The organism is Microcoleus sp. SVA1B4, assembly GCF_036700545.1.
Lineage (GTDB): Bacteria > Cyanobacteriota > Cyanobacteriia > Cyanobacteriales > Microcoleaceae > Microcoleus.
The window spans coordinates 21,453-46,317 of record NZ_JAUBPB010000031.1; the positions used below are offsets into that span (position 1 = coordinate 21,453).

The 24,865-nt window shown below is 45.3% G+C and carries 22 protein-coding genes and 27 tRNA genes; 43 read left to right on the forward strand and 6 right to left on the reverse strand.

The window, feature by feature from the left end:
• Positions 1-11 precede the first annotated feature (11 nt).
• Positions 12-3,623, forward strand: coding sequence for an OmpA family protein (locus QT987_RS15810; RefSeq protein WP_333241615.1), 3,612 nt, complete (start codon positions 12-14; stop codon positions 3,621-3,623).
• A 292-nt stretch (positions 3,624-3,915) separates the two neighbouring features.
• Here the strand turns inward: QT987_RS15810 and QT987_RS15815 are convergent, their stop codons facing one another.
• Complete coding sequence (locus QT987_RS15815; RefSeq protein WP_333241617.1) at positions 3,916-4,740, reverse strand: biotin--[acetyl-CoA-carboxylase] ligase; 825 nt, start codon at positions 4,738-4,740, stop codon at positions 3,916-3,918.
• A 494-nt stretch (positions 4,741-5,234) separates the two neighbouring features.
• Between QT987_RS15815 and QT987_RS15820 the strand changes: the two genes are divergently transcribed.
• The 17 genes from QT987_RS15820 to QT987_RS15900 all read left to right on the forward strand — a co-directional run bounded on the left by QT987_RS15820 (position 5,235) and on the right by QT987_RS15900 (position 7,285).
• Positions 5,235-5,308 (forward strand) — tRNA-Asp (locus tag QT987_RS15820).
• Positions 5,309-5,516: 208 nt separating this feature from the next.
• Positions 5,517-5,590: transfer RNA gene (locus QT987_RS15825), tRNA-Cys, on the forward strand.
• Positions 5,591-5,692: 102 nt separating this feature from the next.
• Positions 5,693-5,767 (forward strand) — tRNA-Met (locus QT987_RS15830).
• 3 nt (positions 5,768-5,770) lie between these two features.
• Positions 5,771-5,845, forward strand: a tRNA-Trp gene (locus QT987_RS15835).
• Positions 5,846-5,851: 6 nt separating this feature from the next.
• Positions 5,852-5,928 (forward strand) — tRNA-Glu (locus tag QT987_RS15840).
• A gap of 4 nt (positions 5,929-5,932) precedes the next feature.
• Positions 5,933-6,007: transfer RNA gene (locus tag QT987_RS15845), tRNA-Lys, on the forward strand.
• A gap of 13 nt (positions 6,008-6,020) precedes the next feature.
• A tRNA-Tyr gene (locus tag QT987_RS15850) sits at positions 6,021-6,102 on the forward strand.
• Positions 6,103-6,136: 34 nt separating this feature from the next.
• Positions 6,137-6,211: transfer RNA gene (locus tag QT987_RS15855), tRNA-Arg, on the forward strand.
• 4 nt (positions 6,212-6,215) lie between these two features.
• Positions 6,216-6,302, forward strand: a tRNA-Ser gene (locus QT987_RS15860).
• Positions 6,303-6,306: 4 nt separating this feature from the next.
• Positions 6,307-6,379, forward strand: a tRNA-Phe gene (locus QT987_RS15865).
• A 6-nt stretch (positions 6,380-6,385) separates the two neighbouring features.
• A tRNA-Asn gene (locus QT987_RS15870) sits at positions 6,386-6,460 on the forward strand.
• A 94-nt stretch (positions 6,461-6,554) separates the two neighbouring features.
• Positions 6,555-6,628 (forward strand) — tRNA-Gln (locus QT987_RS15875).
• A 29-nt stretch (positions 6,629-6,657) separates the two neighbouring features.
• A tRNA-Leu gene (locus QT987_RS15880) sits at positions 6,658-6,734 on the forward strand.
• Positions 6,735-6,757: 23 nt separating this feature from the next.
• Positions 6,758-6,838, forward strand: a tRNA-Leu gene (locus QT987_RS15885).
• A 4-nt stretch (positions 6,839-6,842) separates the two neighbouring features.
• Positions 6,843-6,915: transfer RNA gene (locus QT987_RS15890), tRNA-Pro, on the forward strand.
• 129 nt (positions 6,916-7,044) lie between these two features.
• Positions 7,045-7,118, forward strand: a tRNA-Leu gene (locus tag QT987_RS15895).
• Between the two features lie 95 nt (positions 7,119-7,213).
• Positions 7,214-7,285, forward strand: a tRNA-Thr gene (locus QT987_RS15900).
• A 20-nt stretch (positions 7,286-7,305) separates the two neighbouring features.
• Here the strand turns inward: QT987_RS15900 and QT987_RS15905 are convergent.
• Positions 7,306-7,911, reverse strand: a complete 606-nt coding sequence (locus QT987_RS15905; protein WP_333241619.1) for a macro domain-containing protein — start codon at positions 7,909-7,911, stop codon at positions 7,306-7,308.
• A gap of 68 nt (positions 7,912-7,979) precedes the next feature.
• Between QT987_RS15905 and QT987_RS15910 the strand changes: the two genes are divergently transcribed.
• The 17 genes from QT987_RS15910 to QT987_RS15990 all read left to right on the forward strand — a co-directional run bounded on the left by QT987_RS15910 (position 7,980) and on the right by QT987_RS15990 (position 15,692).
• Positions 7,980-8,050, forward strand: a tRNA-Gly gene (locus QT987_RS15910).
• A 190-nt stretch (positions 8,051-8,240) separates the two neighbouring features.
• Positions 8,241-8,312 (forward strand) — tRNA-Gly (locus tag QT987_RS15915).
• Between the two features lie 5 nt (positions 8,313-8,317).
• Positions 8,318-8,388, forward strand: a tRNA-Val gene (locus QT987_RS15920).
• 6 nt (positions 8,389-8,394) lie between these two features.
• Positions 8,395-8,492: transfer RNA gene (locus QT987_RS15925), tRNA-OTHER, on the forward strand.
• Positions 8,493-8,593: 101 nt separating this feature from the next.
• Positions 8,594-8,667 (forward strand) — tRNA-Arg (locus QT987_RS15930).
• Positions 8,668-8,674: 7 nt separating this feature from the next.
• Positions 8,675-8,751 (forward strand) — tRNA-Ala (locus tag QT987_RS15935).
• 208 nt (positions 8,752-8,959) lie between these two features.
• A tRNA-Ala gene (locus QT987_RS15940) sits at positions 8,960-9,032 on the forward strand.
• An 85-nt stretch (positions 9,033-9,117) separates the two neighbouring features.
• Positions 9,118-9,200: transfer RNA gene (locus QT987_RS15945), tRNA-Ser, on the forward strand.
• Positions 9,201-9,328: 128 nt separating this feature from the next.
• A complete protein-coding gene (locus QT987_RS15950; protein WP_333241621.1) occupies positions 9,329-9,601 on the forward strand; it encodes a hypothetical protein in 273 nt (90 codons plus the stop codon).
• A complete protein-coding gene (locus QT987_RS15955) occupies positions 9,564-10,136 on the forward strand; it encodes a dihydrofolate reductase family protein (RefSeq protein WP_333053563.1) in 573 nt (190 codons plus the stop codon). Before QT987_RS15950 ends, QT987_RS15955 begins: the two co-directional genes overlap by 38 nt.
• Before the next feature lie 460 nt (positions 10,137-10,596).
• A tRNA-Lys gene (locus QT987_RS15960) sits at positions 10,597-10,670 on the forward strand.
• Positions 10,671-10,897: 227 nt separating this feature from the next.
• Positions 10,898-11,860 carry a GNAT family N-acetyltransferase gene (locus tag QT987_RS15965; RefSeq protein ID WP_333241623.1) on the forward strand — a complete coding sequence of 321 codons (963 nt, stop codon included), beginning with the start codon at positions 10,898-10,900 and terminating at the stop codon, positions 11,858-11,860.
• 629 nt (positions 11,861-12,489) lie between these two features.
• Positions 12,490-12,690, forward strand: coding sequence for a hypothetical protein (locus tag QT987_RS15970; protein ID WP_333209070.1), 201 nt, complete (start codon positions 12,490-12,492; stop codon positions 12,688-12,690).
• Positions 12,650-12,798 (forward strand) — tRNA-OTHER (locus tag QT987_RS15975). Before QT987_RS15970 ends, QT987_RS15975 begins: the two co-directional genes overlap by 41 nt.
• Before the next feature lie 696 nt (positions 12,799-13,494).
• Positions 13,495-14,934: a hypothetical protein gene (locus QT987_RS15980; RefSeq protein WP_333241679.1), complete on the forward strand. Its 1,440-nt coding sequence runs from the start codon at positions 13,495-13,497 to the stop codon at positions 14,932-14,934.
• Positions 14,935-15,036: 102 nt separating this feature from the next.
• The gene (locus tag QT987_RS15985) at positions 15,037-15,324 is read left to right on the forward strand and encodes a Txe/YoeB family addiction module toxin (RefSeq protein ID WP_006634628.1); all 288 of its coding nucleotides are present in this window, start codon (positions 15,037-15,039) and stop codon (positions 15,322-15,324) included.
• 47 nt (positions 15,325-15,371) lie between these two features.
• Positions 15,372-15,692, forward strand: a complete 321-nt coding sequence (locus QT987_RS15990; RefSeq protein WP_333241626.1) for a type II toxin-antitoxin system prevent-host-death family antitoxin — start codon at positions 15,372-15,374, stop codon at positions 15,690-15,692.
• 77 nt (positions 15,693-15,769) lie between these two features.
• On the opposite strand, the gene QT987_RS15995 is transcribed toward QT987_RS15990, so the two are convergent.
• Positions 15,770-16,036 (reverse strand): DUF433 domain-containing protein, encoded by a 267-nt coding sequence (locus QT987_RS15995; protein ID WP_333241628.1) that lies wholly within the window; start codon positions 16,034-16,036, stop codon positions 15,770-15,772.
• Between the two features lie 462 nt (positions 16,037-16,498).
• Between QT987_RS15995 and QT987_RS16000 the strand changes: the two genes are divergently transcribed.
• Complete coding sequence (locus tag QT987_RS16000; RefSeq protein WP_333149124.1) at positions 16,499-16,840, forward strand: hypothetical protein; 342 nt, start codon at positions 16,499-16,501, stop codon at positions 16,838-16,840.
• Between the two features lie 141 nt (positions 16,841-16,981).
• Here QT987_RS16000 and QT987_RS16005 read toward each other — a convergent pair whose 3' ends face one another.
• Entirely contained in the window at positions 16,982-17,374 is a 393-nt protein-coding gene (locus tag QT987_RS16005) for a DUF4189 domain-containing protein (protein WP_333053569.1), read from the reverse strand.
• Between the two features lie 135 nt (positions 17,375-17,509).
• Here QT987_RS16005 and QT987_RS16010 point away from each other — a divergent pair, with 135 nt between their 5' ends.
• The 6 genes from QT987_RS16010 to QT987_RS16035 all read left to right on the forward strand — a co-directional run bounded on the left by QT987_RS16010 (position 17,510) and on the right by QT987_RS16035 (position 21,142).
• A complete protein-coding gene (locus QT987_RS16010) occupies positions 17,510-18,355 on the forward strand; it encodes a hypothetical protein (protein WP_333241630.1) in 846 nt (281 codons plus the stop codon).
• Between the two features lie 12 nt (positions 18,356-18,367).
• A complete protein-coding gene (locus QT987_RS16015; RefSeq protein ID WP_333241632.1) occupies positions 18,368-19,006 on the forward strand; it encodes a ThiF family adenylyltransferase in 639 nt (212 codons plus the stop codon).
• Positions 19,007-19,046: 40 nt separating this feature from the next.
• Positions 19,047-19,493 (forward strand): peptidoglycan-binding domain-containing protein, encoded by a 447-nt coding sequence (locus QT987_RS16020; RefSeq protein ID WP_333241634.1) that lies wholly within the window; start codon positions 19,047-19,049, stop codon positions 19,491-19,493.
• 143 nt (positions 19,494-19,636) lie between these two features.
• Positions 19,637-20,203 carry a DUF924 family protein gene (locus QT987_RS16025; RefSeq protein ID WP_333241636.1) on the forward strand — a complete coding sequence of 189 codons (567 nt, stop codon included), beginning with the start codon at positions 19,637-19,639 and terminating at the stop codon, positions 20,201-20,203.
• 40 nt (positions 20,204-20,243) lie between these two features.
• A complete protein-coding gene (locus QT987_RS16030) occupies positions 20,244-20,675 on the forward strand; it encodes a hypothetical protein (RefSeq protein ID WP_333241638.1) in 432 nt (143 codons plus the stop codon).
• Positions 20,676-20,686: 11 nt separating this feature from the next.
• A complete protein-coding gene (locus QT987_RS16035) occupies positions 20,687-21,142 on the forward strand; it encodes a DUF6575 domain-containing protein (protein ID WP_333241640.1) in 456 nt (151 codons plus the stop codon).
• 65 nt (positions 21,143-21,207) lie between these two features.
• On the opposite strand, the gene QT987_RS16040 is transcribed toward QT987_RS16035, so the two are convergent.
• A complete protein-coding gene (locus tag QT987_RS16040) occupies positions 21,208-22,554 on the reverse strand; it encodes a sorbosone dehydrogenase family protein (RefSeq protein ID WP_333241641.1) in 1,347 nt (448 codons plus the stop codon).
• A 306-nt stretch (positions 22,555-22,860) separates the two neighbouring features.
• Positions 22,861-23,361 carry an autotransporter gene (locus QT987_RS16045; protein WP_333241644.1) on the reverse strand — a complete coding sequence of 167 codons (501 nt, stop codon included), beginning with the start codon at positions 23,359-23,361 and terminating at the stop codon, positions 22,861-22,863.
• A gap of 810 nt (positions 23,362-24,171) precedes the next feature.
• Here QT987_RS16045 and QT987_RS16050 point away from each other — a divergent pair.
• Positions 24,172-24,807, forward strand: coding sequence for a L,D-transpeptidase (locus tag QT987_RS16050; protein WP_333241646.1), 636 nt, complete (start codon positions 24,172-24,174; stop codon positions 24,805-24,807).
• Positions 24,808-24,865: the final 58 nt, after the last annotated feature.

The window sequence follows — 24,865 nt, forward strand, 5'->3', positions numbered from 1 at the left end:
GGTAGCGCAGTATGGCAGCATTTAATGATAATTCCGGCAAAATATATCAGTCAGAAAAAGAGGTTTCTGATGCAACTCTGGCAAGTTCTAAAGCTGGAGAGCAACTTCAGGAATTGCTAACCATATTGACTGAATTTCAGTTATTGAAAAAAACCAAAAAAGAGCCAAGCGAGTTGAAATTACCGCTTTCGGAAAAGTCTGTTCAGCGATTAGAGGATGATGAGAATCGGCGCAAACAATTGTCTTTCCTGATCGAATCACCGAGTATTGTACCGGAAGTATTAACTAACGATGAAGAGATACCTTCTCAAAGACGAGAAAACAATAATGAGGAACCAGATTTATCTATAGCCGGGAAGGTAGCTAAAAATAATCGGCAGTCGGAGGAAGAATTAGAAGAAGCAGTTGAGCAGTTTAAGCAGTTGCAACAACTGCTGTTTGAAAGGGATTTACCGGAATTTTACAGTAATGTTTTGAGTGTGGAACAAAGGTTAGAAAATTTTGAGAAGTTGATGTCTGATCCCGAAGAGTTGATGATTTTGCTGAAACCGTTAATTCCTGAGTTAGTGAGAGAAGAATTAGATGGGTTGAAGTTGGAATTACAAAAGGCGATCGCACTCGCGAGCAATAATAAAATTAATCCGATCGAGTTGGAGGCAAAATTAGCAAATTGGGAAAATCAAATTGCTAACTTGAACCAGCAGCCACTGCCGAATACAGAACACTTAATCCAACGGCTGATGCCAGTGGTGGGCGATATGCTCAACCGTAAGGTAGAGGAGTCTAAGTTAGAGGTAGCTTCGGCGATCGCACCTAGAGTCAATCAAGTAATTCACAATCAAAACGGACTTGAAGAACAGGTAGTAAGAATTGAAGATAGAGTTGCAAATATTCAGCAGCGTTACCAGCAGCAACCGGAAGATTTAATCAAGCAGCTAGTACCAGTAGTTAGCGAATTGCTGAACCGCAAAATTAGTGAATTAAAATTAGAAGTTGTAGAAGCTGTTGCCCCCTCAGTACAGGTAAGAATAGCTTGGGTAGAAATAGAAGAAAAAGTATTGAGCATCATCGAGGGCCGACTGGCTACGCAACAGTCGCCAATTCAGAAGCCAGAAGAGATAATGGCGATGCTAATGCCGGCAATAACTGATTTGCTGAATCAGAAAATCGATGAATCAAAATTACAAGTAGCAGCGACGATCCAACCTTTGATAGAATCAGCAATTCTTCAAAGGGAAGTTCAAGGAAAATTGAGCGACGTAGAAAGTAGACTAAATAATCTTCAGCGACAGCAAAAAACTCAGCCGGAAGATATAATGGCAAGGTTAATGCCGTTAATGATTGAGTCGCTGAACCGGAAAATCGAGGAGACAAAGTTAGAGGTGAGAGAGGCGATCGCACCTGGTGTCAACACGGCTATTCAAAACAGCGGTATTGCAGCACAAATATTAAATAATGAAACTAAGATTGTCGAAGTTCAGCAGCAAGTTTTAGCCGAGATAGAAGGGTTGATGGCAAGAATAATGCCAGTGATTATAGAAATGCTGTCTCGAAACATCGGGGAAGCAAAGCTAGAGATAGAATCTGCGATCGCCCCTGCTGTCGATGCCATCATTCAGAATAAAAGGATCGATCAAAGACTCGCGAAGATCGAACAACAGATTGTGGCGATCGAACACCGGATTTATGAATCGACAGACTTGTTTACCGATTTACTGAAACCTTTGATTGACGAGCTGATGGTTAGCCATCACGCTCAACTACAAAAGTCGGTCATCGAATCTATTTTACCATTGTTAGATGAAGTTGTAAGTTATAATTACAGACTCAACGATAAAGTAGGGGAACTCGATCGCAAAATTACTGATGCGGAATGGGGAGGCGATCGGGAAGAGTTACTTGCCAGAATTAAAATCATTTTTCCCGAAATGATGCTCCAAACAATTAATGAGTCGAGAAAATCATTTGTCGAAACCATAAGTCCGATAATTGATGAAATAATTAATAGCAAAACCAGAGAAAATAGACAATCGATGGGAGTAGCCATATCGCCGGCTCTGACTGTGGGAATCAGCCACAGAATGAGTGAATCGCCCGATGAAATTGCAATGGCGATCGCGCCGGAAATGGCCACCGCTATCAAACAGCAAATTCATCTCAAGCGAGAAGCAATGTCGGATGCACTTTATCCGATCATCGGCAGCACGATTTTAAAATACATCGCCGAGATGATGCGGGAGATTAATGAAAAACTCGAATCATCTTTAAGCCCAGAGGCAATTAGTCGCAAAATTAAATCCAAAGTGCAGGGAATTTCTGAAGCAGAATTGCTGATGAAAGAAACAACACCACTGAGTGTTAAAGCGGTTTTTTTGATTCAAGCAAAATCCGGCTTAGTAATTTCAGCAGTGCAGCATTCTGAACGCGAACAGCTAGAATCAGAAATGGTAGCCGGGATGCTGACTGCTATTCGGGCTTTTGTCAACGATTGCATATCTCAGTCGGGAAATATTGCCGAGATTGATGCAATAGAATACGGCACATCTACCATAGTATTGGAAGTTGCGGGTTCGTGTTATCTGGCAGTAGTGATGCAAGGAGAAACCCGCCAGTGGTTTAAGTACAAAATGCGATCGATATTCAACAATATTGTTCAAGAATACGGAGCTCAAATTCAGTCATTTAACGGCGATCCAGCCAATGTGCCACCCGAAATAAACTCGAAATTGCAAAAATTAATAGATACAGAGGTAAAAGTTAAATCTTCTAAACTTCCCATTTTACCCATGATCGGTTTGGCAGCGTTAGGTTTAATTGGCGTACCTTGGGGAATTCATCAATACCGCAGCTCAGTTGCAGCGAGCTTAGAAGCAGATACAAATTTAGCATTACAATCTGCTCCCGATTTATCAGTTTATCGCCTTGTGGCGGATGTTAAAGATAGAGTATTGGAGATTTCGGGACGAGTGCCGAATCAAAATCTGCGATCGAAAGCGGAAAAAATCGCTCAGCAAGCGGCTCCCCAATCAAGAATTGAAAATAAAATTATAGCCGTTGAAGTACCTCCCGATCCAGTTTTAGTAGAAGCCGATGTCAAGCGGACAGCAGCTCTTTTGAATAAAGTAGAAAGCATTAATATCTCAGCTCGCTATGCAGAGGGAAAAGTCGCCATTGCAGGCAGCGTAAGCAAAGTGCCAGATGCTCAGAAAATAACTCAAGCTTTTGAGACAATTCCGGGGGTGAAGTCGGTAACAAATACAGTGATTATAGGAACTCCACCGCCACCAAAGATAATAATGCCAGTTCGCGTGTATTTCGGTGCAGGCTCGGCAAGTTTGCAGGCGAAAGACGTAGCACAAAAGCTTAGCAAAGTCAAGGAATATATGGAGAAAAATCGCACGAAGAATTTAAGGATAGTGGGCTACAGCGATTTTAAAAGCACTCCGGTAGAAAATCAAAAGTTGGCACTGGAAAGGGCGACAAATGTGAAAAATATTTTGGTTAGACAAGGGATAAATGGCAACAGAATACAAGTTGCTTCTACTAAGGGTCGTCCCGAAGGTGTGGAGGCCAATCAACCGCTGTGGCTGAGCAGATTGGTAGTATTTGAGGTGATCAATTAAAATTGGGAATTGGGAATTGGGAATTGGAAATTGGTAATTGGTAATTGGTAATTGGTAATTGGTAATTGAGAATGGGAAATTTTCCCTAATAACTATTGACTACTGACTAATATCATGTCCGATCGATTAACCATAATATCCCGGTCGGGGCGGGTTTTTGAGATGGTTAATTATTGGCAGGTATTGTTGGTGAACCCGCCCCTACCTGATTGCGGGTAATCGACAGGATATGACTAATGACTACTGACTACTGACTACTGACTACTGACTAATGACTACTGACTAATGACTCTTAAATTAATCGAACTCGCCCGGAGGTAAAGGCTTGTATTCGATCGCCCGCCAAGCATACTAACAAGCGGCCGCTTCCATCAATGCCGGCGGCTTCTCCGCAGATGGTTTCCGAGGAAAGTTCGATCGCCACCGGGCAGCCAATCAACGCATCGCGGCGGCGCAATTCCGGCAAAAGTAGCGCTAAACCGGACTTGGAGGCTGGCTTGTCTGTGGTAGAAAACATATCGGCTAGTTCGAGTAAATAGTGCCGCAGTCGATCGACCAAACACAGTTCATCCGGTACTGTACTAGCAATAGAATGCAAGCTTATCGCATTGCCGATCGCACTTTCATCCAATCCCGCAGCCGCGAAATCTACGCAGCGGTTGAGTCCAATTCCCACAACGGCGCGAGTTTTGCCCAAAGCATTGCCGGAAGTAGCTTCGCAGAGAATTCCGGCTAATTTGTGGCGATCGATCCAGACATCGTTTGGCCATTTCAGGCGCAGCATATCGCGACAGTCGGGAACCAAATCTTCGATCGCGTAAATCACCGCTAAACCCGCTGCTAAACTGAGCCCTGGCAACAGATTGGGGTTGAGGTTGTCGAGAACAAAACTAACAGTCAAGACACCGCTTGGGGCGTGCCAGGTGCGCCCGTGTTGGCCGCGCCCGCTGGTTTGCTGCTTGGTAAATACTGCATCTCCGTGGTGGAGTTGGGCCGCGCGGGCGATCGCCCAACTGTTGGTACTCGGACAGCTATCCAACGAGTGTAGCCAGTGATGGAGGTTTGGGCGATCGGGTTCTGTGGATGCGGGCACGGGAGTTAAGGGCAATTCAGACAAGATTTGATTTGTAGTATTTGATATCTAAAAGCTGATTATCGCATTTTCCAGAAGTGCCACCTCGCGCGACGGCGAGAATTCAGAGACATTGGAGTGTAGTACGGTTTCAGCATCAGATTTACCTTACGCCACAAGATCAGTTTAGCAGCAAAAATTTTGATATATATGGGTTTTGGGGAACGTAGAGGGTTGTTTGGAGCGATCGACACCCCTTTAAAAAACCCAATTTCAAAAAAAGTTGTATTACCCCCTTGACAGTCTTGTAATACTCAATGTAGTATAAATGTATGGCGAAGGGGAAAGAGCTTCAAAGCCTTACCCCACGAGCAATATGAACCTTGAAAACAGAATAGGAAGTTAATCATGTCACATAATTGTGGACATCGGCGGTGTAGACTCCGGCAACAATAGCCCGATCGGTTGTAGTACGCGGAATCAACCGCCACCCCGTCCCAACTTGAGTAATTCAAGGACAGAATATTGTTCATTTTCGCGGGGGTATAGCTCAACCGGTCAGAGCAGTCGCCTGTCGAGCGAAAGGTTGCGAGTTCAAGTCTCGTTACTCCCGTCAGTCGATTTTAGATTTTAGATTTTAGATTTTAGATTTACTCCACAGGAGAAGAATCGGGGAATTGGAACTTTGGTCTAAAATCCAAACCTCCTGTCGGAAAGCAAGTATCCGTTTTTCGGCGGGGGTCAAAGTCCCGTAGGCAAAAGTCAAGCCGTCTCCCCCTCTGGCGTGAAGATTGCGAGTGCAAACCTCGTCGGGACTCCCAGGTTAGGTGGCTGAGTGGCTCAAAGCGTCGGTCTGCAAAACCGATTTTCGCGGGTTCAAATCCCGCCCTAACCTCTGTTCCCAATCATAAATTAAAAATTAGAAATTAAAAGATTAAACTAACAGTCTTTTAATTGAAATTTTTAACTTTGAAAAGGAACGAAGCGAAAGTGACATTGCAGCGTAGCTTAATAGTAAAGCGCCAAGTTCATACCTTGGTCAATGCGGGTGCAAATCCCGCCGCTGCCACCAAAAGCAGGGATGGTGTAACTGGCAACACTCTGGTCTCCAAAACCAGCATTCTGAGTTCAAATCTCAGTTCCTGTGCCAATTTATAGTGCTGTAGGCAAATGGTTTAAGCCGCTTGGTTTTCACCCAAGTGATTGCGGGTTCAACTCCCGTCAGCACTTCCAAACTGGGTCGTTGGCAGAATGGTTTTGCAGCCGCCTTTTAAGCGGATGGATCGAGGTTCAATTCCTCGACGACCTACCAAAATTTCAATCTTGGGTCGGCCCTCCTATTGGCGTGGGTAGCTGTCTGTAAAACAGTAGCTTAAAGCGTTGCTGGTTCAATTCCAGCCCGACCCATTTGTAACTGCATTTAATCCGCAGTTGCAATCTTGAGAACGTGGTGTAACTGGATAACATCTCAGTCTACGAAACTGAAGATTTGGGGGTTCAAATCCCTCCGTTCTCGCTGAGGAGAAGTGGCCGAGTGGCTTAAGGCGCTTTCCTGCTAAGAAAGAGCGGTTTAACAACCGTCGTGGGTTCAAATCCCACCTTCTCCGTTTTCCCCCGATAGCTCAGTTGGTAGAGCGCTTGTGTGAAGAACAAGAGGTTGTCAGTTCGATACTGACTTGGGGGATTGCGTTGCCTTATAGCTCAATGGTAGAGCAAGCGGTTGTTAACCGCTAGGTTGTAGGTTCGAGTCCTACTGGGGCAGCCATTTTTTAAATTGCCGGGTAGACAAATTGCTAAAGTCGCCTATCTCTAAAATAGGAGTTTATGTAGGTTCAAAGCCTACCCCGGCACCGAATTATTGGGAAGTCGCCTAATCGGTATGGCACCGCTCTTTGAAAGCGGAAAAATGCAGGTTCGATCCCTGCCTTCCCAGTTCTGCTATTACCAAAGCAGATCAATTACACTCCTGTAGCCCAATTGGCAGATGCCGCAAGCTCAAACCTTGTGTGTTGCTGGTTCAAATCCAGTCAGGAGTACCAAATTTTCAACTAAGTTTTTACTTGCTCCTGTGGCGGAATTGGCAGACGCGGCAGACTTAAAATCTGTTCTATTTTGATTGTGAGTTCGAGTCTCACTAGGAGCATGAACGGGATGTAATTCAGTGGCCAGAAGCCATGCTTTGGGAGCATGGAGTCGTTGGTTCAAATCCAACCATCCCGACTTTACCCCTGTGATGTAATTGGAAAACATCGCTTACTCAAAATGAGCGTCTTACAGGTTCGAGGCCTGTCGGGGGTATTAGGTTTTATTCAATCTAAAATTTAAAATCTCAAATCTCAAATCGGTTTTGCCCCTGTAGCCCAATCGGTAGAGGCGCTAGATTTAGGATCTAGTTAGTGCTGGTTCGATGCCAGTCAGGGGTATTTGGTGACATCGCGGGTGAAGTAGCCTGGGTAGGCTTGGAGGTCTCATAAGCCTTTTAATAGCAGGTTCAACTCCTGCCCCCGCCACCAAAAATGCAGGTGTGATGTAACTGGCAACATGAGGCTCTTGTAAAGCTTTTATGCGAGTTCAAATCTCGCCACCTGCTTGGGAAAGTGCGATCGCTCTTTAAGCAGGATTGCGATCGCCACCTTCCCAAATTTGCAGTTGTCTTTCTGCTGCCACAAAACAGTTGACATACGGTGTGGGATACACAAAATAATCGTAAGCCAGTGCCATTTGCCGCGCGGCTTCGCGATAAGGAACTCGGCCGATTCCCGTTCCTAAACCCGGACAAACAACACTCTCAATTTTACGTTCTGCGTGTTGATTGTAGCGCCGAATTGTTAACAGCATTGCCCACGTTGCCACATACGGAATGTCTGTTCCTACGACAGACATCGGTACGCGCATGGTGGGAGTATGAGCGATAAAAGGATGTTTGGGATGGTGAGTTTCGATGATGAATGATGTGCCAACGGGTTGTTCGCCTAGATAGTCTTCCAAGATATGCTGCTGAACCCTAACCATTAGAGAATGACCGAAAAAATCAACAATGGCTGCATCGATACCGCCATCCATCATGCCAAATGAATTGGCGGGACTAACCAAACAGTCATACTCGGTTAAATCCTCGAAACGTTTGTTGGTAATTTCGACATTGGGTAGGTAGAAAAAATACTCTTGGAATGCGGCAAATAGTTCTGGATTGGGTGCTGTAAGTATAACTTTCATATTTTTGCTCTCCGCTCTCTAGTTTAGCAAATTACTAAGGGCGATCGCTCGGTAACACTAATTAAAGTGCGGATATGGTGCAACGGTAGCATCTGAGTCTTCCAAACTCGCGATACGGGTTCGAGTCCCGTTATCCGCTTGGCGAAACAAGAAGTTTGTTAAATCTCACATCTTGCACTCTTCTCCAGAACAGGCTTTCCGGCCTGTTCCACAAAGAGTAGATTTTCTTGTGGAACAGGCCGGAAAGCCTGTTCATAAAAGGCTTATTGACGATGGTGCAACATCTCAGTTAAATCCAAAATCTCTAATTTAAAATCTCAAATCGATTGGCGGGTGTGATGTAAAGGCTAGCATCTGAGTATGCCATTCTCAGCGCATGGGTTCGAGTCCCATCATCCGCTTTTGTAGTCCTGAGCTTCGATGGTAGAGCGTTTGCCTTACAAGCAGACGCGGGGTAATCTCCTGTCAGGACTACCAATTTAGGGGAGTGTAGCTCAATGGATAGAGCGCCGCGCTATGCGCTACCGCGCACGCTTCGCTAACGGACGCGGATGTTGTGGGTTCGAGTCCTGCCACTCTCGTTGTTTTTGCTTTAATTTAAGGAGGTTGATTCCATTGAATGGATAATTTTTTATATTAAGATCGATTCCCGTAGGGAATCGCACAAATCAACAAAAAATACGGGAGTGTAACTCAACTGGATAGAGTGTCGAGCTTCTACCTCGAATGTTGTGGGTTCAAGTCCTACCGCTCCTGCTGTCTGGGGTTCGTAGCTTAATTGGTAAAGCATCTAACTGGCTGTTAGAAAGATATCGGTTCAAATCCGATCGCAATCCACCACACCGATTTTAGATTTTAGATTTTGGATTTTGGATTTGAGATTGATTTCACAAATCAATCTGGAAGCTTGAATATTCGTCTAAGATTTTGTTATGGGCGACTTAATACCACTTTAAAAAACTAATTAAACTGTCGGTAATCTCCAAACCCATATCCACTAACTCATCCCCAATCTCAAATCTCAAATCTAAAATCTAAAATAGTATAAGGGGTCATAGCTCAATTGGTAGAGCGCTTGCTTTGCACGCAAGAGGTCAGGAGTTCGATTCTCCTTGACTCCACTTACGGTGTCTGAAATCGAAGCGGTCGAGACGCTAGCCCGTGAAGCTAGTTATTAGCGGGTTCAATCCCCGTCAGACACCCCTTGGAAGATGCCGCTAAATGGTTGGCAACCAGTCTTGAAAACTGGGGTACAGGTAACTGTAAGGGTTCGATTCCTTCATCTTCCTTTTAACCACCGGAAGTCGAAAAGCGAGACACCGTGCTGATAACGCGGGGATAGGAGGGGCAGTACCTCCTCGGTGGATGGATTGGTTTATAATAAGTCTAAATTTACTACTTATTCAACATAAAAGCCATGAGATTTCAAGTTATAAAATTAGAATTAATTCAGTGGATTTTGTTATTGAAGGATATTCAAATTTTAAACGAAATCCAAAAACTGAAAGAAACGTCGCCTGAAAAGACTGCCGTCTTCAAACCCCGTAAATTTGGCTGTGAAAAAGGAATTTTTACTTGCGTTGCGGATGATTTTGATGAAACAAGTCCTGGTTTTTACGATGTAAAATTGTTGTACCAAATGAACGTGAAAGATGAGAAAACTAAACTATTACGTTGCTTGCACAGTTGATGGGTTTATTGCTCGCGAAGATGGGTCATTTGATTGTTTCCCTATGGACGGAGAGCATTTTGCTGATTTGTTAGATTCCTTTCCTGAAACTTTTCCGGCTCACTTTCAGGAAGCACGAGGCATTCGTGCAGAGAACAAGCAGTTTGATGCGGTTTTGATGGGACGGAAAACCTATGAGGTAGGGCTAAATGTTGGTGTAACTAATCCTTATCCCAGCTTGAAGCAGTATGTCTTTTCGCGCACTATGGAAGCCAGTCCCGATGAGAATATTGAACTTGTTTCGGACAATCCTGTTGAATTGGTTAAGGAATTGAAAAGGGAAACGGGTAAAGACATCTGGCTCTGCGGTGGTGGGGCTTTAGCGGCAACTCTTTTTTCTGAGATTGACGAGATGATTGTGAAGTTAAATCCGGTAGTAATTGGAGCGGGAATTCCTCTTTTTTCCGGTGCAATCGAGCCGACCAATTTGGAAGTTGCCGATCGCAAAATCTACAGCAACGGTTTCATGTTGCTTCATTATCGAGTGAAGCATTAGCGATAAGCTGTTCGGCATTTAAAGGACTTGCGTAAGGTGCGTCAGCATCTAAGGTTTTCCGTTTCAGCGTAAAAGTTCTAGCTGACGCACCCTACTAGCCTTGTTACTGGTTTAAATGCTCCACAGCTTAAGGACTTTATTTGTTGCAATTACTGCGGGCAAAAAAGGACTGAAGTCCTTACTACAAAATGATTTTCTAGGAATTACACAAAAATTGTATGCGGTATTTTCTCGATTTCAATGTTGAGTCAGACTGATATCTTGCACCATTCTCAATTAGCGGTAGGGGCGGGTTCGCCAACAGCCTTAAAGCTTGCAAATAGGTTCTATAAACCCGCCCGACCCCACGAAAAATCCTCTTATTGATATTGCTGCAAGATGTCAGGTCAGACCGATCGCCACAAATTTTTACAGAAATAGTTGATTTTTCAAAACGGTTGTGTTATACTAGCTTAGATGCGGGAGTATAGCTCAGTTGGTTAGAGCAGGTGACTCTTAATCTCAAGGTCGAAGGTTCAAGTCCTTCTACTCCCATCCCCAATAACCTACTATTCACAAGGCTTTGAGACTTTAAACTGTCTCTAGTATGTCGTTTTTCGCCCATTTTGCGCTCACGATAGCAGCCAACGGCGGTAGCGGTTGGATTACAGTGAGTGTTTGCGTGGTCGGATTTTTAATGTCGATCGACCCGCCCGATCGATAAAAGTGCGATCGCCCAAGCTATTTTGAAACTGAATAACAACAGGGAATGGTGATTAGCTATGATGGCAAATCTCTCGGCGCGCTGCTATGGGGGCGATCGCGATTTAGATGCGATCGCCCATTTAATCAATACTTGCGAAGAACTCGATCGGCTCGATGAAGGCACTTCCATCTCGGAATTACAACAAGAATTTAACCAACCGTCCCTAGATGTAGCGCACGATATCCGCCTTTGGGAAGATGCGGAAGGAAAATTAATCGGTTTTGCTCAGTTGTCGGTTTCTGAGCCTGGGGAAGTAATTGACGGTTGGCTGTGGTTTCGCGTCCACCCCGACGTGCGATCCGGTGATGTGGAAGCAGCCGCGATCGCCTGGGGTGAAGTGCGGATGCGTGAAGTGTCTGCGATGCGGGGCGGGCGCGTGAAGCTGCGAACCTACGCGCGCGCGGAGGATTGCGATCGCATTTCTGTGCTGGCTAGTTGCGGTTTCAAGGCCGATCGCTATTTTTACCGAATGGCGCGATCGCTCTCTGAACCAATACCTGAACCGCAATTCCCCGAAGGTTTTGCCCTTATTCAGTTCCCCGGCGAACAGGATGCGGCAGCTTGGGTAGAAATGTTCAACCAGTCGTTTATCGATCACTGGAATCATCACGATTTAACGGTGGATAAATTTAAGCACGAGTTAGCTAAACCCGATTACAGAAATGATTTAGACTTGATTGCTGTTGCTGATGACGGCACATTTGTCAGTTTTTGTTACTGCGAGATTAGTGTGCAAGAGTGCGATCGTACCAGGCGCAATGAAGGCTGGATTGCTTGTCTCGGCACTAGGCGCGGCTTCCGCAAAATGGGATTGGGACGAGCAATGTTGCTCGCTGGTTTGCATCGGCTGAAAGCTGCCGGTGTCGCTACTGCTATTGTCGGCGTCGATGCTGAAAATCCATCAGGTGCATTGCATCTTTACGAGTCTGCTGGCTTCCACAATATTCGCGACAGTATTTCCTATGTTAAGGATGTTTGATCGATGTTACAGCGGGCGATCGCACTCCGACCCAAGAAACCGGGTTTTTTACCGGATCTGCGGGTTGTAACGAGATATTTTCCTGAAAAAACCCGGTTTCTCGCCCCTCGTGTAAGTTTTATCTAAAAAACTTTTGCTACCCCCTTGACACCTGTGTAGTATTTATGTAGTATAAAAATACGGAAAGCGCAGGACAAGCAAAAACTTGTATTTTCCGGGCAAATTCTGAACCTTGACAACTAAATATTGCTCAAAATTTCAACGAACATCAATTTGAAAGTCTTGTAATATAGACTCGATGGTCATGTTGTTACTTTATACGAGACTGTTCGGTTACAAATTGACTCGAACCGAGTCAGATGTTGTACGAAATCAGTCTAATTTCAACGAATTTAATGCGGATTCAGAACAGACAAGTTCTGCCAGATTTCAATCAAGCAAAAAGGCTGAGCAAATCCGCAAAATCAAACAAGCTTATCATTTAGAACGGCGCTTCTTTCAGTAAAGATTATCAGATTTCGTGAATCTTTACCGATACTGGCAATTTGCCCGCGTCTCACAAAAAGCAAAAGTCGAGAGCAGATAAGCTACTAATCCAAAATCCAAAATTGCTCTAGGAGGTATCGGTAATGGTTCACATTCGTTTTGAAGGACGTTCCTACGATCTGGCCGAAGACCAACTGGGTATCGCGGCAGGAATGAGCGACAAGGCTATTAAGGAACGTCTGGCTAATCATTTTGATGTCAAGGGCGATCGCTTCGAGTCTTACGTGCTCGATCGCCGTCCCAGCGGTGATTTAATTGTCCGCCCAGAAGCTGTTTACGGCTAGAAATTCACTTAAAGCACCTATTAGGCAGCGCACCCCAACTAAAGAAGCTTACAAACTGGATACGTTCGACTTTAAATCGAATTGTAGGTTCAATTCCTACTTGCCGCGAGGCTAAAGCTTCTCTGACTTGTGCGCTGCCTTTTATAGCTGAATTTTTTATATCTATCCGGCACTTAAAAGTTCCACTTCGCGCCCCAACAAAGGAAGCCTACATACTAGCTCTTGATTGGGCATTTCTCTGAAAATAGAAGTCGTAGGTTCAACTCCTGCGTATGTGCAAATGGCTTTCTTAACTTGCGCGAAGTGACTTTTGAGGCGCTATAAGCTATTGTGGTTAATTCAGGATAATAATTAAGTAATCCTGTTTGTATTGAAGACTTCCGTCCTCAAAAATAAATTGGTATTAGCCATGAGAAAATGTTGGCCGATATCTCGCCGATGAAAGTCACAATTACTCGATCGTACATCTGGCTAACGGTTTGATTGCAAAATATGCCGATCGCAGTTTACCCTTTCGCTACTAGACGCGCGATCGCCTGATGTCCTGGGAAGCTCGGATTAATTGGGTTGAACCAGATTTGAAGTCACTCGACTCCGAAACAGTCCGCCAGGGATTGAAATCCCTGTCTAATAGCTAAAGTCCTCTGAAGAGGACTAAAGATATTTGTTTTTGTTGGTTTTTAATCACAGAAAATACATTTTTAAACACGCATTTCAGTCCTCTTAAGAGGACTTTAGCTTTGAGCCAGGGATTTCAATCCCTGGCGGACTAAGGCGCTAGGTGCAAAATATTAGGTGACACCAATGAATATGAATACAGCAGAACGCGATTTGCGTTTGGAACTGCTCAACAGTCTGCTTACAACTCCACACCGTCAATTAGAAAAAGTAGCAGAAATTCACAAGTTAATTGTCGAATTAGACCCGATTTTTTACGGTCATTTAGCAGTGTGGTATCAACGTCACGGCGACGTGCGCGATCACAAGGAAGTTTTTGCCGGAAATTTGCTGACTTCGGCGCTGACGGAACACCGAGATGCCGGGTTTATGATGCTGCAAGAGTTCCCTCCCTACGAGGTTTCGCGGATTGTGGACTTTATGAAGCGGCACCAGAATAAGGTGCCTCGCAGCGCGCGCACTGCTGTCACTCGCTATCTGAAATCGCGGGAAAAGAATGCACAGTTTTTCGATCGCGCCGCCATCCGCAACCGCAAGGCGATGAAGCATTTGTACGCAACGCTGCACGTCAAGCCGAGCGATCGCGCTAATGCTATTCTATTTAAAGACAATCCGCCGGAAGACTCTCTGGCATTCGTTTTGAAGCAGTTGGCCAAGGCGGCGACACCTGCGGAACAGGCGAATTTGATTGTTGAGTACAAGATTCCGTATACGATCGCAGTTGGTGCGATCAAACAGCTAACGCCAACGGTTTTGGCCGCGCTGATTAACTCGATGTCGCCGCAGGAAGTCATCAACAATTTGAAATCGATTCAGTCGCGCGGGGCGATGGATCACGCGGAAGTCAAGCAGTTGATTGACTCGAAGCTGGATGAAGCGGCAAAGTGCGATCGGGTTTCTGCTTACAAAGCGAGTGTGGCGGGTGCGGGCGCGAACTTCGACGCAGCAACGGCGGCGAAGCTGGAAGCGGTGACAAACGAACAGGTGAAGAAGCGCGGCAAGATTGCCAAAGCAACCGGTTTGTTGATTGACAAGTCGGGTTCAATGGAAAGTGCGATCGAAGTCGGGAAGCGTCTCGCTGCTTTGATTTCGGGCATTTCCGACGCTGCACTGTTTGTTTATGCCTTTGACACGATACCGTATCCAGTGCAAGCAAACGGCAGCGAATTGACAGACTGGGAAGGCGCTTTCAAGCACATTCGCGCTGGCGGCGGCACAAGTTGCGGTTGCGCGGTGGAAGCAATGCGAATTAAGAAGCAGGTTGTCGAGCAATTCATTATGGTAACAGATGAAGGCGAAAACGCTGCACCTTATTTTGCAGATGCTTATCAGAATTACTGCCGCAGTTTGGGGGTAATTCCTGATGTTGTGATTGTGCGAGTTGGTGCTTGGTGCGAATATGTCCAAAAGAAATTGAAGGACAAACAAGTATCGGTGGAAACCTTTACGTTTGCAGGTGATTATTACTCCTTACCGAATTTAGTGCCGATGTTGAGTCGTCCTTCGCGGCTGGAATTGTTGATGGAAATTCTTGATACGTCGCTGCCTGTGAGGGATGACAAGTGATATGATTTAGGCATTGCCCGTGAGTTAAGCTGGCGGGCAATGCTCACCTTATTTTTTCTAGGAGGGAGCATAAAATTGAAAAAATGATTCAGGGTTTGCCAGATGAGTGCTGAGGGTGAGAGCGATCGCGTAGAACGTCAGGCCGTTTTTCAGCCGGAGTTTTTAGAAGACCTAGAATATTGGGTACAAACTGACCGCAAGATGGCGTTACGCTTAATCAAAATGGTCAGAGAAATTCTGCGAGACCCGTTTGAAGGCATTGGCAAGCCGGAACCCTTGAAATATGAGTTTTCTGGCGCGTGGTCGCGTCGTTTGAATAAAGAACATCGTATTGTTTATTTAGTGAGTGATGACCGTATTGATTTTCTGAAAGCGCGCTATCACTATTAGTAAAGTGATAAAAGTTGAGTCATTAAGTTAGTCGGAGTTATAAATTTATGTCAACTGAGATTACATACACTGAAGCTGAAGCAAATTTTAAAGATTTCTGCGATCGCGCTGTTGAAACTGGGGAAGTAATAGTTATTACTAGACCTAACGGCAAAAATGCGATTTTGATTTCTGAGGCAGAATTAGAAAGTTTGCTAGAAACGCTTTATTTGCTGAGGTCGCCTGCTAATGCAACTCGCTTGTTAACCGCACTGAAGCGAGCTAAATCAAGAGTCGTTCAACCTCAGACAATCGATGAAATTTCCAAAAAATTTGGGCTTGAGGAAGAGAATGATACTGAAAAAATCCTACAAATGAGAGTAAAGTAATAGAGTGAGGAATCCGATCGCCCTTTATTCCAAAACTCCCGGTTGCCTGTCCTCAAGCGATTCCTATTATTGCATTTTCACATCGACTTCTTCCTTCTTCCTTCTGCGATAATTTCTAGTAATTCTGGATTAGCGATGGAGGAGAGTAACTGGGAATCCGCACCCGCCAAAGCAGCGCGTAACTTTTCCGAAGTCAGTGCGGGATATTTTTCTAACACCTGCTGTTGAGTCCATCCCGCAGCAAAGAGCCCTAGCAAAAATTCTACAGACAATCGAGTTTCTGGCGCTGCTGGTTGACTTGTTGAAGCTTTCGGGTTTGGATGAATGAGCTTTCGCCAGTCCATTGTTTTACTTAAACGATTTGGGAAGATTCCGCCGATTATACTGCATTTGGACACAGTAGAAACACGGGCATCGTTGACTGACTTTGTAACAGTGCCACCGCAGGTCATACCATGTTAAATTTTAGATTTTAGATTTTAGATTGGGAATCACTGATGAATTAAGGGTTTGAAGCTTGGCTAGAGTCGCATTTTTTGGGAACTGGTGTCATTTGGCGATTTTGCCATTAAATTGTTATTACGATCGCAGTACAGCACTTTCTTATAGACTAGACTAATGGGGTAGCGACGGGGCGAGATCCCTTTTTCCTTCAGTCCGTTTCAATACCGAACCGCGTTAGCCAAGCCCGCCCCTACGGGGGCTACGCCAACGAAGAGGATCGCACTAAATCTCAACCCACTGTCTAACGGACTGTGCCATCCACAGTGCAACCCACAATACAACTACTTTAACTTCTTAAAACTATGGGAAAAAAGTCGAAAGCCAAAAAATCCCAGGTCAAAAAATCTAGTTTGCTCTCCCAGCGACTGCAAGAAGCTCTCGATCGAGGCAGCAAAGTTTGGATTAAAACAAATAATAGCAGTTTCGGTGGCATCCCGATTAATTTGTTCGGGGAGTTTGCGGAACTTTTGGTGATAGTTCCCCCTAACGAACAGGCGGAAAATATCGATGCTTACGGACAAGTTACGTGGCTGATTCGACTCTCTGATATTATTGCACTTGCTTACCCTACTGAATACTGGTCTAAAGATAGATTAGAAAGTTTGCTGCCACCTGATGCAGTTACTTCCGAAGTAGGAGATTAACTGTAAGGTGCACATGGCGCACCCTACTTTTAGCCGATTTGTATTCTGTAAGGTGCGCCCAGCGCACCTTAAACTTACTATTTTCTAAACTATTTTACCAGCGATAATCTACACTTCTCTGACCAATTTTTATCACTTTAATTAGTTGTTGCAAGCTGAAAGCTGCACTTTACAACTGCCGCCCTCTAGTTCGCTGCAACCGGCGAGAGCTTGAGCTTCTGCTGCGGCTTTATCGTCGCCCCAGCCCGCACCGGCTCCTCCTTTGCCTACGGCGATCGCTCCACAATTATTACTATTAGATGTCAGCGGTTCGCAGTCGTTAGCACCTCCGCTTTGTTCATTGCAAGCGGCTACTGCTGCGTTTAGTGCTTCTTTCTCCGTAGCATGATCCCAACTAATACCAGTGGCGTCAGAAGTCGGAGAATAAGCAGTAGCTCCATAGCTGTCCTGAGCTTTAGCAACCTGGACTGAGCCAAAAAGAGGAAGTGTCAAAGCAGTGACTACAACCCACTTAGAAAAAAGCTTTTGCAGCATATTTACTTAAGATATTTACAACGTTAAGTTGCGAGGTTCGCTCAATATTAGATTAGGAGATTAATTTCTGTCAATAGTGTTGAGGAATCTTTATAATTTCTTAAATTAAAAGTGTTTTGGGTAACAAAAAGTAAGATGACGGAGGTCAATTCAGTGGCAGATATCCGCAAAATCCTCAGCCAACTGGCTGCCCAAGAAGCGCACCTACTCGATACCCAATTCCTGGCTCCTTGCGTGCGTGGGGGAAGCGTGCGGATAAGAGTTAGCTCAATGGTTTATACTTTTCTACCGCAGCCGCGCAAATTTGAAGGATGGGCTATTTTTAGGCCGATTAATGAGAAAATTGCTGCGGTAATTGAGGAGCCGAGTTTGCCACAAGTGACCGACTATTTGCAACTCCTCCTCCCCGTTCGCTTGCACTTGGCTTACGTGCTGCAAGGGCAAACGTGGCTGGCTTATCCTGTTAACGAATCTGATGCTAAACAGCGCACGGGTGTTGCGAAACCAGTACCAGTGCATTTAGTAACAGAAGGTTCGCAGTTTGAGCCGATTGTTGCGCGCTGGGACGGTCATTGTTTGTGGTTTGAAGAGATTGACAGGCGCGCCGATCCGCTGCCATCTGAGAAGTTAAAAGCAGCTTTAAAAAAGTTGATTTTGCCTCAAGAAGTTCGCTTTAAAGGGATGACGCCGGAAATGCGAACAGTTTACGAATTGGTGTCCCGAAATATTAAAGATTTCGATCCGAAAGTGCGGGAAGAAAAGCGCTTGCAGCGGGCGTTGAAAATGGGCGGCGGTGAATTGCGGGATTTTTTAGATCGCGAAAATTATTGGTTGGTTGAATGGACTAGCGGAACGGGAGAACACCACACTTCTGCGATCGCCAAAAATGACTTGACAGTTATGAGTGCGGGGATTTGTCTCAGCGGATTGGACAAAGACTTCGACTTGCATTCATTGGTTGGAGTCGTCGAAAATCGCTAATTCTTGATTACCATGAGCATATTTTTTCACGAACAACTTTATAGAAGTGCCGCAGTGATGTCGCTGATCAAAAATTTCCCGGTAACGGTGTGCGGCGCGGGCGCTTTGGGTGCGAATATTACAGAAAGTCTGGCGCGATCGGGCTTTTGTCAGTTAAAAGTCATCGATCGCGATCGCATCGAGGAACGCAACCTTTCCACTCAACCCTATTATCGATCGGACATCGGCGCATTCAAAGCCAAAATTCTCGCCAACAACCTCTATCGCGCTTTGTCCGTCAGCATTGACGCGCACTCAAAAGAATTGACACCCGCAAATGTCGATCGGCTGCTTGTCAACAGCGCCACAGTCATCGATACTTTTGATAACAGTGTCGGGCGGCAAGCAGTCAAGGATTACTGTGCCAGTGCCTCCATTCCCTGCGTGCACGTCGGATTAGCTGCCGATTACTCCGAAATAATTTGGAACCAACACTATCGGGTTCCTTCAGCGGCAAATGATGACGTTTGCGATTACCCGCTGGCGCGAAACTTGGTAATGCTGACAGTTGCAGTTGCCTGCGAAGTAATTGTTACCTTTGCTGCTACCAAAGAGCAACAAAATTTAACTTGCACGATCGGAGATTTTGCAGTAAAGCCACTTATATTGTAGAATGTCGGTTGACTGTTGCCAGAAACCAGGTGAATCGAGATTGGATGCACCCATCCCAGAAACCCGGTTTCTCACTCTCAAACAATCGTCAAACTTGCAAAAAACGCTTGAGAAAATTAACAGGGAAAGTATGGCGGGAACACAGACTTTTTATTATTTACTAGCAATTCTCGGTCTATTAGTTTTGACTGGCACAAGTAGAGCCAACTATGCAGCGAGCTCCGCAGTTTGCCACACAGATGATTGCCATCAACCAGTAGTGAGACACCATAAAAGGATTTTAAAATGCGGCTCGAAAGGGCACGATGTGAAGAAACTGCAAAAGTTGTTGAACGCGCGGGGCTTGTCCGCACACCCGATCGTAATTGATGGCGTTTTCGGCCCGACAACCGAAAATGCAGTGAAAAGATTTCAGCGACAAGCGGATATTCCTGTAGACGGAGTTGTGGGAGGCAAAACTTGGGACAGACTGTTTGCTAGTTTGTAACTTTAAGCACCGGACAACAAAGGTTCCTAAGTCATCATTGCTAATCATTAATCGCTGCGGTTTGTAGTTGGACAGATAGCGCATTTTGTGCAACTACAGACACAGAAGCTTTAATCAACAATCAATCGCATACTAGATTGCTAATGAATGAAGTTTTAGATTTTTGGTTTGGTCGATCGCACTCTCCTGAGTTTGGCAAAGTCCACAAGAAATGGTTTGAAAAAGATGCGGATTTTGATGCAGAAGTGCGATCGCGATTTCTGCAACAATACGAACTAGCCGCCTCCGGTAAACTCGACTCATGGCACGATTCCCCCGAAAATTGCCTCGCATTAATTATACTGCTCGATCAATTTCCGCGCAATATGTTTCGCGGAACGCCCCAAGCATTCGCCACAGACAACAAAGCTTTAGCCACCGCCGAATACGCTGTTAATCATAACTTCGATCGCGAATTGCTGACTGTACAAAAATTGTTTATTTATCTGCCTTTTGAACACAGCGAAAACTTAGAAAACCAGCAAAAATCTGTCGAACTATTTAGCCAACTCAGCGGCGAACCTGAAAGCGATTCACTCATTGAATACGCGCAGCAGCATTTGGAAATAATCGAGCGTTTTGGGAGATTTCCCCACCGCAATCAAATTCTCGGCCGCGAAACAACCCCCGAAGAAGCGGAGTTTCTGAGACAACCCGGTTCGGGATTTTAAAGTGCGATCGCAAAACCTTTAGGCTACTTAGATTATCAATATGTGCTTCAAACACCAAGAACATATAGACAAACTTTCAACTCAATGCCCGCCACAGGACTATGAACCTAAAGAAATGCTGGCTTTTAGATTTGTATTTGAACCCAATGATGAACGATCTATTAATAACTTTAAACCAGTGCTGATAATAACTCCGCAGCGCAACCTCAAACCCGAAACTGAAGCCACCCGATGTCAAGGTTATGCGCTATCATTATTTGATACCAGGGAAAATGCCGAAAAACGTTATTTAAAACTAACAAAAAAAAGAAAAAAACTGCGCGATTCTCTGGGGACTCACATAGCAGCAGGAGCGATCGACAAAACAGATGGAGTTCTCTCCAAAATAGATGATAACGGTCACTTGAGCCTACATGAATTTGCTACTGCTGATTTAGCAGCCAAATTTGTAATAACATCTTGTTTATTGTAAGGTACAAAAATATGGAACAATTAATAGGATTTCAACTAAGTAAATTTCCTTTATCTCTCAGAAGCATAGTCACTTTAGAGTATTTTGACGGCCCCCTGCTGTCACTTTTTGAGAATGAATACGGCGATAGCTATCTTTATTCTTGGTGCGATGTAGATAATTTGTACAATCGCTGGTTGGTTTTCCGAGTTGCACAACTAACTCTCAAGCTTTACATAGAGGGACAAGTTTCATTGCATGAGTTAATTGTAAATCCTGTTGACGGATTTCTATATTCATTAGATATAGACAATGATTTACAGGTAAAAAACACTTATTTAATCCTGCCGGAAAATTTACCGACAATCTACTTGCCAGAAACAGATTCCTATTACGAACTGTATGATTTAAATGGCGAAACTGCGGAAGAAGATAGGTTATTAATTTTTCAAAAAATTTTCGGCGAATCTCAACTTAGCAAGGTTTGAAGCTGACTAAAAAACCAGATCCCCGACTTCTTGAAAAAGTCGGTATCTAATAGATCGCCCAATCCTCAGCGGCGATACTGCACCCGATAAATCCGGTTATTCGCTTCCTCAGTAAACAGCAAACTCCCGTCAGGTAAAACCAGCAAACCAACCGGTCTCCCCCAAGTTTTCGGGCCCGACGGATCTGTGAGAAAACCAGTCAGAAAATCCTCATAATAACCTTGAGGGCGTCCGTTCGCCGCATTAAAAGGTACAAACACGATTTTATAACCAGTTCCAGAGTTCCGATTCCAACTGCCGCGAAACGCCACAAATGCGCCGTTGAGAAATCTTTTGGGAAACGTTTTGCCGTCGTAAAACTGAAGCCCCAAAGCCGCCGAATGCGCCTGAAACAGCACGTCCGGCATTAATGTTTTAGCCGCTAAATCAGGTCGAGCGCTATTGCCATTTCTAGCGTGGCGCGGGTCGAGCAAATTCGGCTTAAAATAAGTGTAAGGCCAGCCGTAAAACTCGCCTTGACGAATTCTTGTCAAGTAATCCGGCACCAAATCATCTCCCAAACCGTCGCGTTCGTTGACTGTCGTGTAGAGTTGATTGGTTTTTGGGTGAAAATCCAATCCCACAGGATTTCGCAAACCAGAAGCAAAAATTTGTTGGTTTTTGCCCTCCAAATTCATCACTTGAACAGACGCCCTCGGCAGCGGTTCAACATCGGCATTAGACTGCGATCCAACTGAGACGAAAAGCTTGCTATTGTCCGGGGAAACGACAACATTTCGCGTCCAGTGTTGGTTGTAGCCGCCCCCCGGTAAATCAGCAATTTTTTGACCAGTACCTGTCAATTGTTCCTGCCCTTTTGTGTAGGGAAATCGGCGGACTTCAGCGGTATTTCCGAGGAAAAAATAGCGATCGGCAAAAGCCATGCCAAAGGGAATATTTAACCCGTTTTGGGCACTGGCAAAAGTTTTGCGAACCTCAGCAACCCCGTCGCCGTTGGCATCCCGCAACAGCGTAATCCGATTCTGCCTGGTTTCTGTTACCAAAACATCGCCTGTCGGCGTCAAAGCTAGCCATCGGGGAGCGTCTAAATTGTCAGCAAAAACGTTGACGACAAAGCCAGGAGGCACTCGCAGCACTGGCGATGCGGGAATCGGTATTACTTGAGGAGGTTTTGAGGCGCTTTCGCTGGCTCCTGGCTGCGGCAAAGTAGTTGCAACAATGCGGATTGGCTGCGGCGACAGCGGTTTGGTCGGTACAATTTGATTTGTCGCAACATTTGCCAGCGGTGCACGGGAGGGAATTTGCGACAGGGGGCCGTTGTCGCCCACAGCAGGGGCGATCGCATCTGTAGCTCGATCGCACGCAATCATCGGCAACAGCAGAATTAGCAGCAAGAAATGCAGGTAATACATAGCAGCGATTTCTCCACAATTGCTGGACAATTCTATTATTCTAACTGCTATTAAACAGCGAAGCCACCGCGTGCGCGGCGACTTAATTTCGCTTACTCATACCAGTTGCAAAAAAAGAAGGCAACTGTAGGCCCGTGTTCCAAACCTTGATCTTCATCAGTCAATCGATTTTAGATTTGCTATTTTAGATTTTAGATTGAAGAAAGCAATCCCACGAATTAATCCGGGGGCCCCGGATCAAATTGCTTGATTCTCATTGGCAATTTTCAATCTAAAATCTAAAATCTAAAATCGTATAACCTAGGTCTACCAAAGTCCTCTCACAGGAGCCGGACGGGGAGCAGGAGCCGGAATCGGACGGGGAGCCGGAACCGGAGCCGAACGCGGAACGGGAGCCGGGCGAGGTACCGGAGCGGGTGCTGGAGCCGGACGCGGTGCCGGTGCTGGGGTTGCAGGACGAGCAACCGTTGTGGCTACCACCTTATAATCGGGGATCACCGCGATATTTTGGATCTGAGATCCGGCGACGGTGGCTCTGACTTTCATTCCCGGTACGAGGCCAATAATTCTCAGGACGCATCTTTGAACCCTGAGAGTCCTGTACGGCGCGCTTTCTTCGCGAATAGTTACTACGTCGCCGACAATACTTTTGACAAAACCGACAATGGTTGTAGTGTTTGCTGTTGTGGTGGTCTGCGTTTGGGCTATTTGAGTTGCAGGGTTAGCCATCGCAGGATGTACTGAGACCGCCGAAATTACCACCGACAGTGTTGCACCTGTCAATAATTTGATGTTCTGAAGACGCATTGAAACCTCACATTAACTGCTATTCAGGGTCGGGTTTGCTTCCGCTGCACGAAAGTCCCAACCTCTATACCTAATCCAGTTTAATCCCCAGAGTAGGAAATTTATGACAATCTCAAAAAAAGATTATCGAACAAGTATTGAAAGACTAAATTTTACATCATAAGTTCCCGATTTACAACAAGTTCAGCGGTTTGCATCTCTAGAGTGTTGCCGTGATATATTGAGTTTATTCGATCGACCGTTGCCGTTTTTTTCCGCCCACCTAACTGTTGCTGGGGGGGAACTCTACCCAAAGACAGATTGTGCTTGCCGGATACTGCAGCGCCATAGTTTGAATAGTCGATCCCCAGTCGGTCATTGCTAAAAAATCAAATTAGTCGGAGGTAAAATTTCATCATTTTCTTGCAAGATTTACGCAGAAACCTGGTTTTTTAACGACATTCTATTGCGTAACTCCACTGAGCAGCTTATAAAAACCTTGTGGTTTTGGTATTATTGCCTAAGCTTTGTGTTGAGTTACAAGTTATCAGTGGTGGAATTTCAACTAAAAACTGTACAGCGCAGTTGCCGTCATTCGATTTTAGATTTTAAATTTGAGATTTTCGATTGACACCACGGATAAATCCGGGGGCTTGAGGATGCAAGGATTTGGGATTGGGGATTGATTCCACGGATAAATCACGTGGCGGGTACCATCAAGAAATTCTTGGTCAAAAAGCATCTCAAAATTTTTCGGATCGGGTGCGGTTGGCGGATAATTAGATCGGAACTTTGTAGGAAATGCTGGTGAGGAGTTTAGCGAACAAAACAATGGTGAACAGCAAATTTTTGTTTAACAAGTTAATTGTACTGAGCTTGAGCGCAGCCGCGCTGTCGATCGGCATACAGCAGCAGACGACTGCCGAAGTGGTGGCTAATTCAAGCAATAGTGCGATCGCAGCGCAGCGGCCCACCTCCGAGACACAGTTGCCGAATCTCGGAACCCCAGAACTGCCGCCCTTGGGAGAACCATTTCGTTACATTCCCCAGGAACCACAGCCTGCGGTAAATCCTATTGAGGAAGTGCGTTTAGTGCTGAAATTGCGAGAACGCCGCGTCTATGTTTACCGACAAAATAAGGTGCAAACCAGTTTCCCGGTTGCTGTGGGAAAAGGCGGGTGGGAAACTCCAACAGGCAATTTTAAAGTTATGCAAATGATCAAAGATCCAGTTTGGCAAAATCCTTGGACAGGAGAACTTATTCCTGCTGGGCCAGACAATCCATTAGGGAGTAGGTGGATGGGGTTTTGGACGGATGGCAAGAATGTGATTGGTTTTCATGGTACTCCGAATCCAGAGTCGATCGGGGGGGCGGCTTCTCACGGCTGCGTCAGAATGTTTGATAAAGATGCACAGGCTTTATTTGAGAAAGTCGCAGTTGGCACACCGGTGATAGTTGAGCATTAATTATTCGGAGTTTGGGGTGCATCAAAATATCTAGGAACAGGCAAGATGCCTGTTCCAC

Excerpts from the sequence above, each read along its gene's own strand:
- QT987_RS15810 (WP_333241615.1), top strand. The coding sequence starts at position 12 with ATGGCAGCATTTAATGATAATTCCGGCAAAATATATCAGTCAGAAAAA.
- QT987_RS15905 (WP_333241619.1), bottom strand. The coding sequence starts at position 7,911 with ATGAAAGTTATACTTACAGCACCCAATCCAGAACTATTTGCCGCATTC.
- QT987_RS15950 (WP_333241621.1), top strand. The coding sequence starts at position 9,329 with ATGAGATTTCAAGTTATAAAATTAGAATTAATTCAGTGGATTTTGTTA.
- QT987_RS15955 (WP_333053563.1), top strand. The coding sequence starts at position 9,564 with ATGAGAAAACTAAACTATTACGTTGCTTGCACAGTTGATGGGTTTATT.
- QT987_RS15965 (WP_333241623.1), top strand. The coding sequence starts at position 10,898 with ATGATGGCAAATCTCTCGGCGCGCTGCTATGGGGGCGATCGCGATTTA.
- QT987_RS15970 (WP_333209070.1), top strand. The coding sequence starts at position 12,490 with ATGGTTCACATTCGTTTTGAAGGACGTTCCTACGATCTGGCCGAAGAC.
- QT987_RS15980 (WP_333241679.1), top strand. The coding sequence starts at position 13,495 with ATGAATATGAATACAGCAGAACGCGATTTGCGTTTGGAACTGCTCAAC.
- QT987_RS15985 (WP_006634628.1), top strand. The coding sequence starts at position 15,037 with ATGAGTGCTGAGGGTGAGAGCGATCGCGTAGAACGTCAGGCCGTTTTT.
- QT987_RS15990 (WP_333241626.1), top strand. The coding sequence starts at position 15,372 with ATGTCAACTGAGATTACATACACTGAAGCTGAAGCAAATTTTAAAGAT.
- QT987_RS15995 (WP_333241628.1), bottom strand. The coding sequence starts at position 16,036 with ATGGACTGGCGAAAGCTCATTCATCCAAACCCGAAAGCTTCAACAAGT.
- QT987_RS16000 (WP_333149124.1), top strand. The coding sequence starts at position 16,499 with ATGGGAAAAAAGTCGAAAGCCAAAAAATCCCAGGTCAAAAAATCTAGT.
- QT987_RS16005 (WP_333053569.1), bottom strand. The coding sequence starts at position 17,374 with ATGCTGCAAAAGCTTTTTTCTAAGTGGGTTGTAGTCACTGCTTTGACA.
- QT987_RS16010 (WP_333241630.1), top strand. The coding sequence starts at position 17,510 with ATGACGGAGGTCAATTCAGTGGCAGATATCCGCAAAATCCTCAGCCAA.
- QT987_RS16015 (WP_333241632.1), top strand. The coding sequence starts at position 18,368 with ATGAGCATATTTTTTCACGAACAACTTTATAGAAGTGCCGCAGTGATG.
- QT987_RS16025 (WP_333241636.1), top strand. The coding sequence starts at position 19,637 with ATGAATGAAGTTTTAGATTTTTGGTTTGGTCGATCGCACTCTCCTGAG.
- QT987_RS16030 (WP_333241638.1), top strand. The coding sequence starts at position 20,244 with ATGTGCTTCAAACACCAAGAACATATAGACAAACTTTCAACTCAATGC.
- QT987_RS16035 (WP_333241640.1), top strand. The coding sequence starts at position 20,687 with ATGGAACAATTAATAGGATTTCAACTAAGTAAATTTCCTTTATCTCTC.
- QT987_RS16040 (WP_333241641.1), bottom strand. The coding sequence starts at position 22,554 with ATGTATTACCTGCATTTCTTGCTGCTAATTCTGCTGTTGCCGATGATT.
- QT987_RS16045 (WP_333241644.1), bottom strand. The coding sequence starts at position 23,361 with ATGCGTCTTCAGAACATCAAATTATTGACAGGTGCAACACTGTCGGTG.
- QT987_RS16050 (WP_333241646.1), top strand. The coding sequence starts at position 24,172 with ATGGTGAACAGCAAATTTTTGTTTAACAAGTTAATTGTACTGAGCTTG.